General features: G+C 60.2%; 17 protein-coding genes and 1 pseudogene. 5 read left to right on the top strand and 13 right to left on the bottom strand.

Translation table 11 applies throughout. The features are described 5' to 3' along the window. Window positions 1–100: 100 nt before the first annotated feature. Window positions 101–1,936 carry a glucan biosynthesis protein G gene (locus PFAS1_RS09295; RefSeq protein ID WP_076028958.1) on the top strand — a complete coding sequence of 612 codons (1,836 nt, stop codon included), beginning with the start codon at window positions 101–103 and terminating at the stop codon, window positions 1,934–1,936. Then, window positions 1,929–4,499, top strand: coding sequence for a glucans biosynthesis glucosyltransferase MdoH (gene mdoH / locus PFAS1_RS09290; RefSeq protein WP_076028957.1), 2,571 nt, complete (start codon window positions 1,929–1,931; stop codon window positions 4,497–4,499). The genes PFAS1_RS09295 and mdoH overlap by 8 nt, the downstream gene beginning before the upstream one ends. Here mdoH and PFAS1_RS09285 read toward each other — a convergent pair. The 12 genes and pseudogenes from PFAS1_RS09285 to ubiE all read right to left on the bottom strand — a co-directional run bounded on the left by PFAS1_RS09285 (window position 4,465) and on the right by ubiE (window position 13,158). Next, a complete protein-coding gene (locus PFAS1_RS09285) occupies window positions 4,465–4,845 on the bottom strand; it encodes a hypothetical protein (RefSeq protein WP_076028956.1) in 381 nt (126 codons plus the stop codon). The two genes, mdoH and PFAS1_RS09285, sit on opposite strands and share 35 nt — an antisense overlap. Window positions 4,846–4,952: 107 nt before the next feature. Next, on the bottom strand, window positions 4,953–5,657 hold the full coding sequence (locus PFAS1_RS30380; protein WP_418329258.1) for a methyl-accepting chemotaxis protein: 705 nt from the start codon (window positions 5,655–5,657) through the stop codon (window positions 4,953–4,955). Between the two features lie 201 nt (window positions 5,658–5,858). Further along, window positions 5,859–6,740, bottom strand: a pseudogene (locus PFAS1_RS30375) (methyl-accepting chemotaxis protein); the annotation flags it as partial. 355 nt (window positions 6,741–7,095) lie between these two features. Beyond that, window positions 7,096–7,803 (bottom strand): 16S rRNA (uracil(1498)-N(3))-methyltransferase, encoded by a 708-nt coding sequence (locus PFAS1_RS09275; protein ID WP_076028954.1) that lies wholly within the window; start codon window positions 7,801–7,803, stop codon window positions 7,096–7,098. Then, on the bottom strand, window positions 7,800–8,594 hold the full coding sequence (tatC, locus tag PFAS1_RS09270; RefSeq protein ID WP_076028953.1) for a twin-arginine translocase subunit TatC: 795 nt from the start codon (window positions 8,592–8,594) through the stop codon (window positions 7,800–7,802). The genes PFAS1_RS09275 and tatC overlap by 4 nt, the downstream gene beginning before the upstream one ends. Beyond that, the gene (gene tatB, locus PFAS1_RS09265; protein WP_076028952.1) at window positions 8,591–9,043 is read right to left on the bottom strand and encodes a Sec-independent protein translocase protein TatB; all 453 of its coding nucleotides are present in this window, start codon (window positions 9,041–9,043) and stop codon (window positions 8,591–8,593) included. The genes tatC and tatB overlap by 4 nt, the downstream gene beginning before the upstream one ends. A 10-nt stretch (window positions 9,044–9,053) precedes the next feature. After that, entirely contained in the window at window positions 9,054–9,332 is a 279-nt protein-coding gene (locus PFAS1_RS09260; protein WP_076028951.1) for a twin-arginine translocase TatA/TatE family subunit, read from the bottom strand. Between the two features lie 25 nt (window positions 9,333–9,357). Next, a complete protein-coding gene (locus tag PFAS1_RS09255; protein WP_076028950.1) occupies window positions 9,358–9,690 on the bottom strand; it encodes a phosphoribosyl-ATP diphosphatase in 333 nt (110 codons plus the stop codon). After that, window positions 9,683–10,084: a phosphoribosyl-AMP cyclohydrolase gene (hisI, locus tag PFAS1_RS09250; protein ID WP_074872856.1), complete on the bottom strand. Its 402-nt coding sequence runs from the start codon at window positions 10,082–10,084 to the stop codon at window positions 9,683–9,685. Before hisI ends, PFAS1_RS09255 begins: the two co-directional genes overlap by 8 nt. A gap of 79 nt (window positions 10,085–10,163) precedes the next feature. Further along, window positions 10,164–11,768: a ubiquinone biosynthesis regulatory protein kinase UbiB gene (gene ubiB / locus PFAS1_RS09245; protein ID WP_074872859.1), complete on the bottom strand. Its 1,605-nt coding sequence runs from the start codon at window positions 11,766–11,768 to the stop codon at window positions 10,164–10,166. Then, window positions 11,765–12,388 (bottom strand): ubiquinone biosynthesis accessory factor UbiJ, encoded by a 624-nt coding sequence (locus PFAS1_RS09240; protein ID WP_076028949.1) that lies wholly within the window; start codon window positions 12,386–12,388, stop codon window positions 11,765–11,767. The genes ubiB and PFAS1_RS09240 overlap by 4 nt, the downstream gene beginning before the upstream one ends. Further along, entirely contained in the window at window positions 12,388–13,158 is a 771-nt protein-coding gene (gene ubiE, locus PFAS1_RS09235; RefSeq protein WP_007948968.1) for a bifunctional demethylmenaquinone methyltransferase/2-methoxy-6-polyprenyl-1,4-benzoquinol methylase UbiE, read from the bottom strand. Before ubiE ends, PFAS1_RS09240 begins: the two co-directional genes overlap by 1 nt. A 155-nt stretch (window positions 13,159–13,313) precedes the next feature. Here ubiE and PFAS1_RS09230 point away from each other — a divergent pair, with 155 nt between their 5' ends. The 3 genes from PFAS1_RS09230 (at window position 13,314) to PFAS1_RS09220 (ending at window position 15,078) form a co-directional block, all read left to right on the top strand. Continuing rightward, complete coding sequence (locus PFAS1_RS09230) at window positions 13,314–13,589, top strand: polyhydroxyalkanoic acid system family protein (RefSeq protein ID WP_074872865.1); 276 nt, start codon at window positions 13,314–13,316, stop codon at window positions 13,587–13,589. Window positions 13,590–13,826: 237 nt separating this feature from the next. Continuing rightward, complete coding sequence (locus PFAS1_RS09225) at window positions 13,827–14,249, top strand: phasin family protein (protein WP_074872868.1); 423 nt, start codon at window positions 13,827–13,829, stop codon at window positions 14,247–14,249. A 10-nt stretch (window positions 14,250–14,259) separates the two neighbouring features. Continuing rightward, window positions 14,260–15,078, top strand: coding sequence for a phasin family protein (locus PFAS1_RS09220; protein ID WP_076028948.1), 819 nt, complete (start codon window positions 14,260–14,262; stop codon window positions 15,076–15,078). A gap of 201 nt (window positions 15,079–15,279) precedes the next feature. On the opposite strand, the gene PFAS1_RS09215 is transcribed toward PFAS1_RS09220, so the two are convergent. Beyond that, entirely contained in the window at window positions 15,280–15,900 is a 621-nt protein-coding gene (locus tag PFAS1_RS09215; RefSeq protein ID WP_008149531.1) for a TetR/AcrR family transcriptional regulator, read from the bottom strand. Between the last annotated feature and the right edge of the window lie 16 nt (window positions 15,901–15,916).

Raw genomic sequence — 15,916 nt, 5'->3', positions numbered from 1 at the left:
GGCAAGAGTGGTCTGTAGGGTCGGTTTTTCCATGCCGCATTCCCCACAGGCACTTTAACTGGCCGTTGGTTTTTTGATCTGTTTTCGGCGAGGGTTGCTCGTGATTGTTAGTCCCTGTAATGCAAAATTGTCTGCCAAACGGTTACGAAGCGCTCTGGTAGCGGGCTCTGCACTGCTCTGCCTGCTCAGCGCCGGTCAGCTTTGGGCATTCAATCTGGATGATGTATCGGTCAAGGCAAAAGAGCTGGCCGGGCAGAAATACGAAGCTCCGCGCAGTAACCTGCCGAACGAGTTCCGCGAGATGAAATTCGCGGACTATCAAAAAATCCGCTTCCTGACTGAAAAAGCCGAGTGGGCCGATCAGAAGACGCCGTTCAAGCTGTCGTTCTATCACCAGGGTATGCATTTCGATACGCCGGTGAAAATCAACGAAATCACAGCCAGCACCGTCGAAGAGATCAAATACGACCCAAGTCGTTTCGATTTCGGCGATGTGAAGTTCGATCCTAAAGCCACCGAACAACTGGGTTATGCCGGTTTCCGTGTGCTGTACCCGATCAACAAGGCTGACAAGCAAGACGAAATCATGACCATGCTCGGCGCGAGCTACTTCCGCGTTGTCGGCAAGGGTCACACCTATGGCTTGTCCGCTCGCGGCATGGCCATCGATACCGCTTTGCCGTCCGGCGAAGAATTCCCGCGTTTCACCGAGTTCTGGATTCAACAGCCAAAACCGGGTGACAAGCACCTGGTGATCTTCGCGCTGCTGGATTCGCCTCGCGCTACCGGTGCCTATCGCCTGACCCTGCGTCCGGGCAGCGACACCGTTGTCGACGTCAAGGCCAAGATGTTCCTGCGTGACAAGGTCACCAAGCTTGGCGTTGCGCCGCTGACCAGCATGTTCCTGTTCGGCGCCAATCAGCCGTCGAAGGTGCTGAACTACCGTCGCGAACTGCACGACTCCAGCGGTCTGTCGATCCATGCCGGCAATGGCGAGTGGATCTGGCGTCCACTGAACAATCCGAAACACTTGTCGGTGAGCAATTTCTCGATCGAGAACCCGCGTGGTTTCGGCCTGCTGCAACGTGGTCGTGACTTCAGCCACTACGAAGACCTCGACGACCGCTACGACAAGCGCCCAAGTGCCTGGATCGAACCAAAAGGCGATTGGGGCAAGGGCTCCGTCGATCTGGTAGAGATTCCGACTGCCGACGAAACCAACGACAATATCGTTGCGTTCTGGAGCCCGGAAAAACTGCCTGAACCAGGCCAGCCGCTGGAAGTCGCTTATCGCATGCACTGGACCATCGACGAAGCCGCGCTTCACGCACCGGACAGCGCCTGGGTTCAACAGACCCTGCGTTCCACGGGTGACGTGAAACAGTCCAACCTGATTCGTCAGCCGGACGGCAGCGTGGCTTATCTGGTGGACTTCGAAGGCCCGTCCCTTGCGGTATTGCCGGAAGCTACGGAAGTTCGTAGCCAGGTCAGCGTTGGCGAAAATGCCGAGCTGGTCGAGAACAGCGTACGTTACAACCCTGAAACCAAGGGCTGGCGCCTGACGCTGCGGATGAAAATCAAGGACCCGAGCAAGCCTACCGAGATGCGTGCTGCACTGGTCAAGAACGCCGTGACTGCCGACCTGGCCAAGACATCGTCGCCAGCCTCCAACTCTTCCGTCGCCAAGGCTGACAAGATCGCCGCTCGGCAGCAGGAGAAGCTGGCCAAGGAAGCGAAGGAAACCAAGCAAGCCGAGGCCAAGCAGGTTGAAGCCAAGCCGGCCGAAGCCAAGCCAGTCGCAGATTCCAAGGACAAGGACAACAAAGACGCCAAGCAGCCAGTCGCTGCCGAAGCGGTCCCAGCCACACCGGAATCGGTACCGACTGAAGAAGTCCTGACCGAGACCTGGAGCTATCAGTTGCCTGCCGATGAGTAATTCTCAAGTACAGCCAGAGACTCTTGCCGAGTATCTGGCGCATCTGCCGATGACCGACCAGCAGCGCGCGGAACTTGCGGGTTGCCAGTCTTTCAGCGAATTGCATGAGCGCCTTTCGTCCTCGACATTCGACGCGCCGACCGAGGCTGCTCAAGCTTCGGTGGGTCGTCGCCTGACCCTGAACACTGCCGAAGAACTGGCCGACGCTGAAATGCTGATGCTCGACGCCAGCGGCCGGGTTTGCCTGCGGGCGACCCCGCCGATTCGTCGGACCAAAGTCGTGCCGGAGCCGTGGCGCACCAATATTCTGGTGCGTGGCTGGCGTCGCCTGACCGGTCGCACCAATCCGCCGGCCCCGCCCAAGGATGAAAATGTGCTGCCGGCGGCTCGCTGGCGCACCGTCGGTTCGATCCGTCGCTACATTCTGTTGGTACTGATGCTCGGCCAGACCATCGTTGCCGGCTGGTACATGAAAGGCATCATGCCGTACCAGGGCTGGTCGTTCGTCGACCTGAACGAAGTGCTGCATCAACCGCTGTCGCAAACGGCTACTCAAGTGCTGCCGTACGCGCTGCAAACCAGCATCCTGATTTTGTTCGGGATTCTGTTCTGCTGGGTATCGGCTGGTTTCTGGACTGCGCTGATGGGCTTCCTCGAGTTGCTCACCGGCCATGACAAATACCGTATATCGGGTAAAAGCGCCGGTAACGAGCCGATCCCCAAGAACGCGCGCACCGCTCTGGTGATGCCGATCTGCAACGAAGATGTGCCGCGAGTGTTTGCCGGTCTGCGGGCGACCTTCGAGTCGGTCGCGGCCACGGGTGACCTGGATCGCTTCGACTTCTTTGTCCTCAGTGACAGTAACGACGCCGATATCTGCGTCGCCGAACAACAAGCCTGGCTGGACGTCTGCCGTGAAGCCAAGGGCTTCGGCAAGATTTTCTATCGCCGCCGTCGCCGTCGCGTCAAGCGCAAGAGCGGTAATCTCGACGACTTCTGCCGTCGTTGGGGCGGTGATTACAAGTACATGGTGGTGCTCGACGCGGACTCCGTGATGAGCGGCGATTGCCTAACCAGTCTGGTGCGCTTGATGGAAGCCACTCCGGACGCCGGGATCATCCAGACCGCGCCGCGCGCATCTGGCATGGACACGCTGTATGCCCGCATGCAGCAGTTCGCTACCCGGGTGTACGGTCCGCTGTTTACCGCTGGTCTGCACTTCTGGCAGTTGGGCGAATCCCACTACTGGGGTCACAACGCGATCATCCGCATGAAGCCGTTCATCGAGCACTGCGCCCTGGCGCCGTTGCCCGGTAAAGGCGCGTTTGCCGGTGCAATTCTGTCCCACGACTTCGTTGAAGCAGCGCTGATGCGCCGTGCCGGCTGGGGCGTGTGGATTGCCTACGACTTGCCGGGCAGCTACGAAGAATTGCCGCCGAACCTGCTGGACGAACTCAAGCGTGACCGTCGCTGGTGTCACGGCAACTTGATGAACTTCCGGCTGTTCTTGGTAAAAGGCATGCACCCGGTGCACCGTGCGGTGTTCCTGACGGGTGTGATGTCTTACCTGTCGGCACCGTTGTGGTTCTTCTTCCTCGTGCTGTCGACGGCGCTGCTGGCGACCAACACGCTGATGGAGCCGCAGTACTTCCTGGAGCCACGTCAGCTCTATCCGCTGTGGCCACAATGGCACCCGGACAAGGCGATCGCGCTGTTCTCGACCACCGTCGTGCTGCTGTTCCTGCCGAAGTTGTTGAGCATCATCCTGATCTGGGCCAAGGGCGCGAAAGAGTTCGGTGGCAAGTTCAAGGTGACGATGTCGATGCTGCTGGAGATGCTGTTCTCCATGCTGCTGGCGCCGGTACGGATGATTTTCCACACCCGCTTCGTGCTCGCCGCATTTCTCGGCTGGGCCGCGACCTGGAACTCGCCGCAACGTGACGACGACTCCACGCCGTGGAGCGAAGCGGTCAAGCGCCACGGTCCGCAAACCTTGCTGGGCTTCTTCTGGGCCCTGCTGGTGATCTGGCTGAACCCGAGCTTCCTCTGGTGGCTGGTGCCGATCGTCGGTTCGTTGATGCTGTCGATTCCGGTGTCGGTGATCTCCAGTCGAGTCGGCCTGGGCCTCAAGTCCCGTGACGAAAGCCTGTTCCTGATCCCTGAGGAATACAATCCGCCACAGGCGTTGGTGGCGACCGACCAGTACACCCATGAAAACCGTTGGCATGCGCTGAACGACGGCTTCGTCCGGGCAGTGGTCGATCCACAGCAGAATGCCTTGGCATGCTCGCTGGCGACTTCACGCCACCGTGAGGCCGAGCCGATCGAGTGGCTGCGGATCGAACGGGTGCGTCATGCGCTGAAAGTCGGGCCAGAGGGTCTGAGCAACGATGAGCGGGTGCAACTGCTCAGTGACCCGGTAGCGCTGGGTCGCCTGCATGAGCAGGTCTGGAACGAAGCCCACCCCGAGTGGCTGCAAGCGTGGCGTAAATCGGTGAAAGCCGATCCCCATGCGCCGCTGTTGCCGCTCAAACCGCTGAGTGTGCAGCCTCAGTTGGCCTGACAAAAAACCCCGCGAAAGCGGGGTTTTTTTTGCGCTGATGATCGGCATCAGGCAGTAAATCCTTCAAGGACATGGAATAAGGCTCGATCGGTTCAACCGCGTCGCTCCCATCGCCAGCAGGCTGGCTCCCACAGGGGATTTGTGTACGCCACAGATCCAGTGTGGGAACCAGCCTGCTGGCGATGACGGTCTTCCTGGCGACATAGCTTTCGGATTTTGCTAAACCCATGAAACAGAAAAAAGCCCAATGGCCGAATTCTTCGATGCACCGAAGGATCCGCGGGCGCAGGCCTTCTTGCGCCAGGTTCTCTGACCTCAGTGCCTGTTCGATCGCTTTCGCGAGCAAGCCCGCTCCCACATTGGCTTTGTGATCGACACATATCCCCTGTGGGAGCGGGCTTGCTCGCGAAGGTCTCACCTCGGTCCTGTGCGAACCGAGGCATTCACATCACCTCAAACCTTGAACCTGCCCACCAGCATCTGCAGATGCGTCCCCAACCGTGCCAGTTCAACGCTGGACGCCGCGGTCTCTTCACTGGCTGCCGAGGTCTGCTCGGAGACGTCGCGCACGTTCAGCACGCTGCGGTTGATCTCTTCGGCCACGGCGCTCTGCTGCTCGGCCGCCGCTGCAATCTGCTGGTTCATCGACTGAATCGCCGACACCGTGCGAGTGATGCTTTCCAGCGAGCCACCGGCGCGGCGGGTCAGTTCGACGCTGCTGTCGGTCAGGCTGCGGCTGTTGTCCATGATGGTCGCCACTTGCTGGGTGCCGGTTTGCAGGCCGACGATCAGCTCTTCAATTTCTTCGGTGGACTTCTGGGTACGCTGGGCCAGGCTGCGGACTTCGTCGGCGACCACTGCAAAACCGCGTCCGGCCTCACCGGCACGGGCGGCCTCGATGGCGGCGTTGAGCGCCAGCAAGTTGGTTTGCTGGGCCACGGATTTGATTACGTCGAGTACGCTGCCGATCTTGTCGCTTTCGCGTTTGAGATGCCCCATGGCCTCGGTGGAGTGGCCGACTTCCTTGGCCAGGCGCTCGATCTGGGCGATGGCTTCACCGACCACTTTGTCACCTTCGCGGGCCTGCTGGTCAGCGGCGACGGCGGCTTCGGACGCTTCTTCGGCGTTACGCGCAACTTCCTGCACGGTGGCGGTCATTTCGTTCATGGCGGTGGCCACCTGGTCGGTCTCGACCTTCTGGCTGTTGACCCCGGCGCTGGTCTGCTCGGTGACTGCCGACAGTTCTTCGGCAGCGTTGGCGATTTGTGTGACGCCGTCGCCGATGCCACCGATCAATTCGCGCAGGCCCAGGGTCATGCTCTGCATGGCGCGCTGTAGCTGGCCGAGTTCATCCTGACGCTCAGAGATCAGGTTTTGGGTCAGGTCGCCGGCAGCAACACGCTCCGCTACCTTGAGGGTCTGGCTCAGGGGGATCACGATCTGGCGGGTGATGGCCCACGCGGCAAGGATGCCGAAGGCCAGTGCCAGGGCGGTGGCCAGCAGCAGCAGGTTTTTGGCGTGCGCGGCGTCGGTGTCGCGGACGATGGTTTGCGACGCGGTGAGTTTTTTGCTGACATCGAGCAGGAGATCGCCTTGCACGGCCATGCGCTTAAGCGCGGCAGCGCTGGCCACCTGAGAGTCGCGGAACTGGCTGACAGCGGCGCGATAGGCTTTGAGTGAGTCAGTGGCCTGCTGCAGGTTGGCGATGTGCTGTTCCGGCAGTTTGGAGGGCAGGCTTTCGAGGTTTTTCAGCGCGTTGTCGATGGCGTCCAGCGCCGGTTGCTCGGCCTCGGTCTTGCCGCTGTAGGTGTAACCGCGCACCTGGAAGCGCGCTTGCTGGATCAGTTTGCTCAGGTCGATCACGCTGTTGAAATCGGCGACGCTGTCACCTTGCAGCATGGATTTTTCGACGTCGGCGACACGGGCCACGGCGTTGTCGGCAGTGGCGCCGAGTTTGCTGCGGGCGTCTTCGCGGTGGGCGCCAGCCTGGGTCATGGCGGTGAAGGCTTGTTTGTACTCACTGACGGCGGCCAGTTGCTGGTCAATCATGGCCACGTCGGCCGGTTGTTCTATTAACGTGCGTGCGGTTTTCAGACCGGTATCGAGTTGGCCGAGCAGGTCGTTGACCGCCCCGGGGCCTTGGTCGCCGCGACGCATTTCGTAATCCAGACGGGCCAGGCGCAGGTCTTTGGTCAGGTCATTGAGGCTGGCAATAAACCCCAGCTTGTCACCGCGACTCATCACGCCGCTCAGGCCGGTCCAACCGGTGAAGGTGATCAACAAGGTAAGCAGCAGCACCAGACCGAAGCCGACACTCAGTTTGCGATTGACGCTGACGTTCCCCAGTTTCTCGGCTAGCCATCGGTACATGCTGCAACTCCCTCGAACCATTTGTTGGTTTTATGGGAACTGTGTCGGCTGGCAGCCGGGAATCTGTAGGTGCTACCCAATGTTCATGGAGGGGTAAATACCTGTGGCGAGGGGGCTTGCCCCCGTTTGGGCGCGAAGCGGCCACCTTTTTCCCCCAGCCAGACCACGCCGACCGGTTTACGACTGCTTCGCAGCCGAACGGGGGCAAGCCCCCTCGCCACAAGCCTTAGAACAGGCGGGCGAGCAGCGCGGTGACGGCGGTTTCGACCCGCAGGATGCGGTCGCCGAGTTGCACCGGTTGCAGGCCGGACTTGCCGAGCAGCTCGATTTCGTAAGGAATCCAGCCACCTTCGGGGCCGATGGCCAGGGTCACCGGTTCGTCCAGGCCACGAGGGCAGGGCGGGTAATTGCCGGGGTGGCCGACGAGGCCGAGGGTGCCCTCGGTGATCGCCGGCAGACGGTCCTCGACGAACGGCTTGAAGCGCTTCTCGATGACGATTTCCGGCAGCACGCTGTCTCGGGCCTGTTCGAGGCCGAGGATCAACTGCTCGCGAATCGCCTCGGGTTCCAGGAACGGCGTTTGCCAGAAGCTCTTCTCGACGCGATAGCTGTTCACCAGAATGATTCGTGGCACACCCATGGCCGCCACGGTCTGGAACACCCTACGGAGCATTTTCGGCCGTGGCAGGGCCAGTACCAGGGTCAGCGGCAGCTTGGCCGGTGGTGGCTGGTCGAGGGTGACGCGCAGTTCGGCTTCATCGGCGTCCAGGCGCAGCAGTTCGGCCGAGCCCATCAGCCCGCCGACACGCCCGACCCGCAGGCTGTCGCCGACAACCGAACGGTGGACTTCCTGCATGTGCGTCAACCGGCGATCACGCAGGATCACTCGGTCGGCCGCAATGAAGTCGGCCTCTTCGAGAAGCAGCAGGTTCACGGTTGAGTCGCTGGTGGCTGGTCGTTGGGGTCGTCGGCCGGTTGGTCGTCAGGGTGCTCGCCGCGCTTGCTGATCAGGCCGCCGAACAGGATGCCGATTTCAAACAGCAGCCACATCGGTATCGCCAACAGTGTCTGCGAGAAGATGTCCGGTGGTGTCAGGATCATGCCGACCACAAAGCAGCCGATGATCACGTACGGACGGATTTTCTTCAGGTAAGCGACGTTGACCACGCCGATCCACACCAGCAGCACTACGGCTACCGGAATCTCGAACGCCACGCCGAAGGCGAAGAACAGCGTCATGACGAAGTCGAGGTAGCTGCTGATGTCGGTCATCATTTCCACGCCGGCCGGGGTGGCGGCGGCGAAGAATTTGAAGATCAGCGGGAACACCAGGTAATAGGCGAACGCCATGCCGGTATAGAACAGCAGGATGCTGGACACCAGCAGCGGCACCGCAATGCGTTTCTCATGCTTGTACAGGCCTGGCGCGATAAAGCCCCAGATCTGATGCAGGATCACCGGGATCGCCAGGAACAGCGAGACCATCATCGTCAGCTTCAGCGGCGTCAGGAACGGCGACGACACATCGGTGGCGATCATCGTCGCGCCCACAGGCAGGTATTGCCGCAGCGGCGTGGAGACGAAGGTGTAGATCTGCTGGGTGAAGGCAAACAACCCGGCGAAGATGATGAAGATCGCCGCTACACAGCGCAGCAGGCGGGTACGCAACTCGGTGAGGTGCGAAACCAGCGGCATGTGCTGGTCGTTTTCGGGGAGATCGCTCATGGGGCTCGCGGCGGCAAAGTGGTGTCGTGAGGAGCCGGCGTTGTCGGCGCGGCGGCAGGAGCAACTGGTTCAGCCGGGGTGGTTGCAACAACGGGCGCAGGTTCAGCGGCTGCTACAACAGGTGCAGGTTCGGCAGCGGCCGGAGCATGAATCGTCTGCTCCGCCACAGGCTCAACCGGCTGAACCGGCGTGGCCTCCTGCTGAGTCGGCGTGAAAATCTTCCGCGCCTCCTGCTCCAGCGACAGAATGTGCTCGTTGTGCAGCTGCCGACGAATCTCGTCGGCACCGATTTCACGTTCAACTTCCTGTTTGATCGCGTTGAAGCTGCGCTTCAGGCGGCCGACCCACAGGCCGGCGGTGCGCGCAGCACCCGGCAGACGCTCGGGACCCAGCACCAGCAGGGCCACGAGGCCGACGAGCAGCAGTTCAGAGAAGCTGATACCAAACATTAGTCAGTGCTCACACGTCTTTGCGGATCGGCTCTTCGACTTTTTGCGCCTGCACGTCGATGGTGTGCGGCTGGTTCACGGACTGTGTGGTCTGTGGTTGAGCTGGCGGAACCGGTTGCGCCGGGGTCGCTGTCGGGTCGGCCGGTTTCTCGTCGTCGTTCATGGCTTTACGAAAGCCCTTGATCGACTCGCCCACGTCAGTGCCGAGGTTTTTCAGTTTCTTGGTGCCGAACACCAGCACGACAACAACCAGGATGACGACCCAGTGTTTCCAGTCAAAAATGCCCATGTCGCTGCTCCTCTCTAATAGTTGTTCAGGCGGACGGACGCGAGGCTTTCTCGACGTGTCCGGACAGACCGAAACGACGGTCCAATTCATCGAGCACAGCCTGAGGATGCTGTCCCAGTTGGGCGAGCATGACCATGCTGTGGAACCACAAATCGGCGGTTTCGTAGATCACATCGCTGCAGTCACCGCTGATGGCGGCATCCTTGGCGGCAATGATGGTTTCGACCGACTCTTCGCCGACTTTTTCCAGAATCTTGTTCAAGCCCTTGTGGTAAAGGCTGGCGACATACGAGCTGTCGGCGGCGGCGCCTTTGCGCTCTTCCAGCACCTGGGCCAGACGGGTCAACGTGTCATTCATGGGTGTGTCCTGCGCAGTAGATGGCGTGCGGGTCTTTGAGCACCGGGTCGACGGTTTTCCAGTCGCCGTTCTCGAAGACGCGGTAGAAGCAGCTCTGACGACCGGTATGGCAAGCGATGTCGCCGATCTGCTCGACCATCAGGATGATCACGTCGGCGTCACAGTCCAGGCGCATCTCATGCAGGATTTGCACGTGGCCGGACTCTTCGCCCTTGCGCCACAGCTTGCCACGGGAACGTGACCAGTAAATGGCGCGGTTCTCGGCAGCGGTCAGTTCCAGCGCTTCACGGTTCATCCAGGCCATCATCAGGACGCGCCCGGTCTTGTGATCCTGGGCAATCGCCGGCACCAGGCCGTCGGCGTCCCACTTGATCTCGTCCAGCCAGTTTTTCATCTTTGACTCCGACAGCGGTTCCACACTTCATGAGTAGAACCCAGCGTTGAAACAGTGTGCCAGCGTGCGGGGGCGCTGGCTATCGACGAACGACCAGATACAAACCAACGGCCACCATGATCCCGGCCGGCCAATGCCCCAGCTCGTTCAGCGGCCCGCCGGCAGCGAGTATGGTGCCGCCGGCCAGGTGCGCACAGCCGAGCAGTCGCAGCAGCCAATCGTCCTTGCGGCGGTGCCACGGAGGCGGCGGGTCGTAGGCGTGGGGCTGGGACATGCGCTCGAGCAGATCGCGGGCCATGTTGGCCAGGTGCGGCAGTTGTTCGAACTGGCTCTGCACATTGCCGATCAAGGCTTTGGGGCTGACGCGCTCACGCATCCAGCGTTCGAGGAACGGCTGGGCGGTGTTCCACAAATCGAGGTCCGGGTACAACTGACGGCCCAGGCCTTCGATGTTCAACAGGGTTTTTTGCAGCAACACGAGCTGCGGCTGCACTTCCATGTTGAAGCGCCGGGCGGTCTGGAACAGGCGCATCAGCACCTGGCCGAAAGAAATATCCTTTAACGGTTTTTCGAAGATCGGCTCGCACACGGTGCGGATCGCCGCCTCGAATTCGTTGAGTTTGGTTTCCGCCGGCACCCACCCCGAATCGATGTGCAACTGCGCCACACGACGGTAATCACGCTTGAAGAACGCGAACAGGTTGCGCGCCAGATAGTCCTGGTCTTCCGGGGTCAGGCTGCCGACGATGCCGCAGTCGATCGCAATGTACTGCGGGCTCCACGGGTTCACGGTGCTGACGAAGATGTTGCCGGGGTGCATGTCGGCGTGGAAAAAGCTGTCGCGGAACACCTGGGTGAAGAAGATCTCGACGCCGCGTTCGGCGAGCATTTTCATGTCGGTGCGCTGGTCGGCGAGGGTCGCGAGGTCAGTGACCTGGATGCCGTAGATGCGCTCCATCACCAGCACTTTCGGCCGGCACCAGTCCCAATAGACTTGCGGCACGTAGAGCAGCTCCGAGCCGTCGAAGTTACGTCGCAACTGGCTGGCGTTGGCCGCTTCACGCAACAGGTCGAGTTCGTCGTAGATGGTTTTTTCGTAGTCCTGGACCACGTCCACCGGGTGCAGCAGGCGCGCGTCGGCCGAGAGTTTTTCGGCGGCGCGGGCGAGGATGAACAGCCACGCCAGATCCTGCGCGATGATCGGTTTGAGGCCCGGGCGGATCACCTTGACCACCACTTCTTCACCGGTTTTCAGCTGCGCGGCATGCACTTGCGCCACCGAGGCCGAGGCCAGCGGTTCGACGTCGAAGCGGCTGAAGACTTCGCTGATCTTTTTGCCGAGCTGTTCTTCGATCAGCCTGACCGACACTTGCGAGTCGAACGGCGGTACGCGGTCCTGCAGTTTCATCAGCTCATCGGCGATGTCTTCCGGCAGCAAGTCGCGGCGGGTGGACAGGATTTGCCCGAACTTGATGAAAATCGGTCCCAGGTCCTGCAACGCCAGACGCAATCGCGCGCCGCGGCTCAGGTCCAGCGTCTTGCGCGGGAACCAGCGCCACGGCAGGGCGTAGCGCAACGCCAACAGAAACCACGGCAGTGGCAGGGCGAACAACAGGTCATCGAGGCGGTAGCGAATCACAACGCGCTGGATGCGCAACAAACGGCGGACGGCAAGCAGCTTCATGCGTTATCGCTTGGGTCGAGGGATCGGGAGAGGCGCTCGAAACGCGCCTCGAGACGTTCCAGATCGAGTTTGATCTGGTCCAGTTCACTGAAACGGGCTTCGGCTTCGCGCTGACCGACGAGGGTGCGCGATTCTTCGGCCAGGTACTCGCCAAGGTTCTGATTGAGGCTGGCGAACCCTTGCTGATACCAGCGTGCGCGACTGCGCAGGTGACCGCCGAGCAGTTGCGTGGCGACAGGCCCCAGCCAGCGCGAGAGTTCATACTCCCAGTCCAGTTCAAGGTCCTGAAGGATCGCCGCCAGTTCCAGCAGCACGCCGCTGTCGCCATCGAGTTCGACTTCAGGAGCATGCAGGATCGAAGTCTTGTCCTTGCTCATGGCAAGCTTCAACAGGCTGGAGGCCGGTGCGCGCAAGGTGCAGTCGGCGCCGGTTTCCCACTGGGAAGCCAGCATCAGGCCTTCGTCGCTGGGCAGGATGAACAGTTGCAGCGCCGGGTTGCGGCAGTCGACGGCAATCACCTTGCCACTCAAATGCGCCAGCCGCGGCAACGCCGTGCTGTCGAGACGCAGCACCCGATTCAGACCGAGTTCAACGCTGGCGAGCAGGCCGGCCAGCAACATCAGGGCTTGATGCCACGGTGCAGGGCGACGATGCCTGCGGTCATGTTGTGGTAGGTCACGCGGTCGAAACCGGCCTCGACCATCATCGACTTCAGGGTTTCCTGATTCGGGTGCATGCGGATCGATTCGGCCAGGTAGCGATAGCTTTCCGAGTCGTTGGTGATCAGCTTGCCCATCAACGGCATGAAGGCGAACGAGTAGGCGTCGTAGGCTTTGGACATCAGCGCGTTGGTCGGTTTGGAGAATTCCAGCACCAGCAAACGGCCACCCGGTTTCAGTACGCGCAGCATCGAGCGCAGGGCGTCTTCTTTATGGGTAACGTTGCGCAGGCCGAAAGCGATGGTCACGCAGTCGAAATGGTTATCCGGGAACGGCAGCTTTTCAGCGTCGGCCTGGACGAATTCGACGTTGCCGGCCACACCCAGGTCCAGCAGGCGGTCACGACCGACCTTGAGCATGGATTCGTTGATGTCGGCCAACACGACCTGGCCGGTCGGGCCAACGAGGTGCGAGAACTTCTTGGTCAGGTCGCCCGTGCCGCCGGCGATGTCCAGCACGCGGTTACCGGTGCGAACGCCCGACAGCTCGATCGCGAAACGCTTCCACAGACGGTGCATGCCGCCCGACAGGAGGTCGTTCATCAAGTCGTACTTGGCGGCTACCGAGTGGAATACCTCAGCGACTTTTTCCGCTTTCTGGCTTTCCGGAACGTTTTTGAAGCCGAAGTGAGTGGTGGGTTCGGCATCGCTGCCTTTGCGCTGATCAGTCATATCGCTGTCACCAAAAGAGAATGCGGGACATTCTAATCCCGGTGGCCTGCTTTGTCTTGGCAAGGCTGCAGGTAAGATAGGTAACCACCGGGACGTTTTGCCGCAGTAGCGGTCAAGATGCTTCAGGAAAGTATTCATAAAGCAGGAGTCATTCGATGGCCCGTATTAGTGTTGAGCGTGCCCATGGCCTGGGCAAGGAAGCGGCCCGCGAGAAGGCTGATCTGTTGGCGCAGAAACTGTCCGATCAGTATGGCCTGGAGCCGCAATGGTCCGGCGACACCCTGAACCTCAAGCGTTCCGGTGTGAAAGGCGCGGTGTATGTGGGTGAGGACTCGATCAAGGTCGATGTCGAACTGGGTCTGTTGATGTCGGCCATGAGCGGCACCATCAAATCGGAAATCGAAAAGGCCCTCGATAAAGCGTTGGCCTGATTGAAATCCCTTCCTCTGTGGGAGTGGGCCTGCTCGCGATAGCGGTCCATCAGTCAACATTGATTTCGACTGATAGACCGCTATCGCGAGCAGGCTCACTCCTACATTTGTTTTGTGGTGTTCCCGACCTTTTATGTCAGTTGTTAGGGTGCCGTTTCTAATTATTCTCACTACTTTGTGCCTGAGCCCGACGCTTTCGCGGGCAGTTCCTCAAACCTTCTGCGCGTGAGGTGCACCATGGCCAAAGTTATTTTGAAGAAAAAAATCGACGCTTCGACGACTGCTCTGAGCGACGTTAAATCTTATGCCCGCAAGATCTGGCTGGCAGGCCTGGGTGCCTACACCAAGGTCGGCCAAGAGGGCAGCGAGTACTTTCAAGAGTTGGTAAAGGCTGGTCAAACTGTTGAAAAGAAAGGCAAAAAAGTAGTTGCCGAGAAGCTTGAAGCGGCCAATGCCGAGATCGATGAAGCCAAGAGTGAAGTGAGCACTTTCAAAGGCAAGGTCGAACTTCAACTCGACAAGGTCGAGAAGGCTTTTGACTCGCGTGTCGCAAGTACCTTGAATCGTATCGGCATTCCGTCTAAACATGACGTTGAGACACTCTCTGCCAAGCTCGATGAGCTGACGGCATTGCTCGAACGCGTCGCGCGTAAATCTTAAGGAGAACGGGATGGCTGGTAAAAAGAACACCGAAAAAGAAGGCAGCTCGTGGATTGGGAAAGTCGAAGACTACTCCCGCAAAATCTGGCTGGCTGGTTTAGGCGTGTACTCGAAGATCGACACTGACGGCAGCAAGCTCTTCGATGCATTGGTTAAAGACGGCGAGAAAGCCGAGAAGCTCACCAAGAGCGCTGTCGGCAAAAAAGTCGATGCTGCCAAGGACTCTGCTACGTCGGCCAAGTCGCGCATCAGCGGTGTGAAAGATCGCGCACTGGGCAAGTGGGATGAGCTGGAAGGGGCTTTCGACAAGCGTCTGAACAGCGCCATTTCGCGCCTGGGTGTACCGAGCCGCAATGAAGTCAAGGCACTGCACAGCAAGGTCGATACCCTGACCAAGCAAATCGAAAAACTCACCGGTGCCAAGGTAGCGCCTGTTGCGGCGAAAACCGCGGCGGCCAAACCTGCAGCCAAGTCCGCTGCCAAGCCACTGGCTAAAGCTGCCGCTAAACCGGCTGCCAAACCAGCGGCCAAAACTGCCGCAGCGAAACCTGCAGCGGCCAAGGCAGCAGCAAAACCAGCCGCTAAACCGGCTGCCAAAACTGCAGCGGCCAAACCCGCTACCAAGCCAGCGGCCAAACCTGCCGCAGCGAAGAAGCCAGCGGTGAAAAAGCCGGCAGCGCCGAAAGCCGCTGCACCAAAACCAGCAGCGGCTGCCGCCAAACCGGCAACCCCGGCCCCGGTCAGTGCATCGAACTCCGCAACTGCGCCGACCCCTGCTGCAACCCCGACTGTCGCGCCAGCTCCTTCGACGCCAACCAGTCAGTCCTGATTCCAGGGCTCAAGAAAACGCCCGGCCTGAAAAGGTCGGGCGTTTTTTTGTGCACAGATTAATGAACACCACAGATCCACTGTGGGAGCGAGCCTGCTCCGGGCGGCGTTCCGACGATGGCGGAGTGTCAGTCGATATTAATGTTGGCTGACACGCCGCCATCCTCGGAACGCCGCCCGGAGCAGGCTCGCTCCTACAGGGTTACTCGTGTTCTTCGAGGTATTGAAGGGCCATTTGCTCCGTCGCGACCTTGATCGGCGGCAACAGATGCGGCGCCACCAGCATCATGATCTGGTACACCACCAATCTCACCTCGCCCTCGCGATCAAGAATCCGCTGATAGTCCAGCGAGAACAGCAGCGTCATGGTGATCTGTTCCACCAACTGCCCCAACGCCTGGGTATCGCTGACCAATTGCCCCTGAGCCTTCAATCGAGCGAGCAACGAAGCCAGTGTGCGCTTCAGCGCATTGAGCAGGTTGCGTATGCCCTTGGCCAGTTTCGGCAAGCGCCCGGCGAGGTTCGACAGGTCCTGGAACAGAAACCGGTAATGGGCCAGGCGTTCGACGATCAGGTGCAGGAACAACCAGTAATCTTCCGGTGCCAGTTCCACATCGGCCGGGGGATCGAGCAGGGGCGCCAGTTCGGCCTGGAAGCGCTCGAACAGTCCGAGAATCAACGGCTCCTTGCCGTGGAAGTGGTAGTAGAGGTTGCCCGGGCTGATGCCCATTTCGTTGGCCACTTCCATGGTGGAGACGTTCGGCTCGCCCTTGTGATTGAACAACTGCAAAGCACACTCGAGAATCCGGTCGCGGGTTTTCATCCAGTCTTCTTAATGG

Source organism: Pseudomonas frederiksbergensis (assembly GCF_001952935.1).
GTDB classification, from domain to species: Bacteria; Pseudomonadota; Gammaproteobacteria; order Pseudomonadales; family Pseudomonadaceae; genus Aquipseudomonas; species Aquipseudomonas frederiksbergensis.
The sequence above is the reverse complement of the archived record's forward strand: the minus strand, read 5'-3'. Positions and strand labels throughout refer to the sequence as shown.

Bases quoted from the DNA above. Each gene is read 5' to 3' on its own strand.
- PFAS1_RS09255 (WP_076028950.1), bottom strand. From the start codon at position 9,690: ATGAATGACACGTTGACCCGTCTGGCCCAGGTGCTGGAAGAGCGCAAA.
- tatB (WP_076028952.1), bottom strand. From the start codon at position 9,043: ATGTTTGGTATCAGCTTCTCTGAACTGCTGCTCGTCGGCCTCGTGGCC.
- PFAS1_RS09225 (WP_074872868.1), top strand. From the start codon at position 13,827: ATGGCCAAAGTTATTTTGAAGAAAAAAATCGACGCTTCGACGACTGCT.
- ubiB (WP_074872859.1), bottom strand. From the start codon at position 11,768: ATGAAGCTGCTTGCCGTCCGCCGTTTGTTGCGCATCCAGCGCGTTGTG.
- mdoH (WP_076028957.1), top strand. From the start codon at position 1,929: ATGAGTAATTCTCAAGTACAGCCAGAGACTCTTGCCGAGTATCTGGCG.
- PFAS1_RS09240 (WP_076028949.1), bottom strand. From the start codon at position 12,388: ATGTTGCTGGCCGGCCTGCTCGCCAGCGTTGAACTCGGTCTGAATCGG.
- hisI (WP_074872856.1), bottom strand. From the start codon at position 10,084: ATGAAAAACTGGCTGGACGAGATCAAGTGGGACGCCGACGGCCTGGTG.
- PFAS1_RS09260 (WP_076028951.1), bottom strand. From the start codon at position 9,332: ATGGGCATTTTTGACTGGAAACACTGGGTCGTCATCCTGGTTGTTGTC.
- PFAS1_RS30380 (WP_418329258.1), bottom strand. From the start codon at position 5,657: ATGACCGCCACCGTGCAGGAAGTTGCGCGTAACGCCGAAGAAGCGTCC.
- PFAS1_RS09230 (WP_074872865.1), top strand. From the start codon at position 13,314: ATGGCCCGTATTAGTGTTGAGCGTGCCCATGGCCTGGGCAAGGAAGCG.
- ubiE (WP_007948968.1), bottom strand. From the start codon at position 13,158: ATGACTGATCAGCGCAAAGGCAGCGATGCCGAACCCACCACTCACTTC.
- PFAS1_RS09220 (WP_076028948.1), top strand. From the start codon at position 14,260: ATGGCTGGTAAAAAGAACACCGAAAAAGAAGGCAGCTCGTGGATTGGG.
- tatC (WP_076028953.1), bottom strand. From the start codon at position 8,594: ATGAGCGATCTCCCCGAAAACGACCAGCACATGCCGCTGGTTTCGCAC.
- PFAS1_RS09215 (WP_008149531.1), bottom strand. From the start codon at position 15,900: ATGAAAACCCGCGACCGGATTCTCGAGTGTGCTTTGCAGTTGTTCAAT.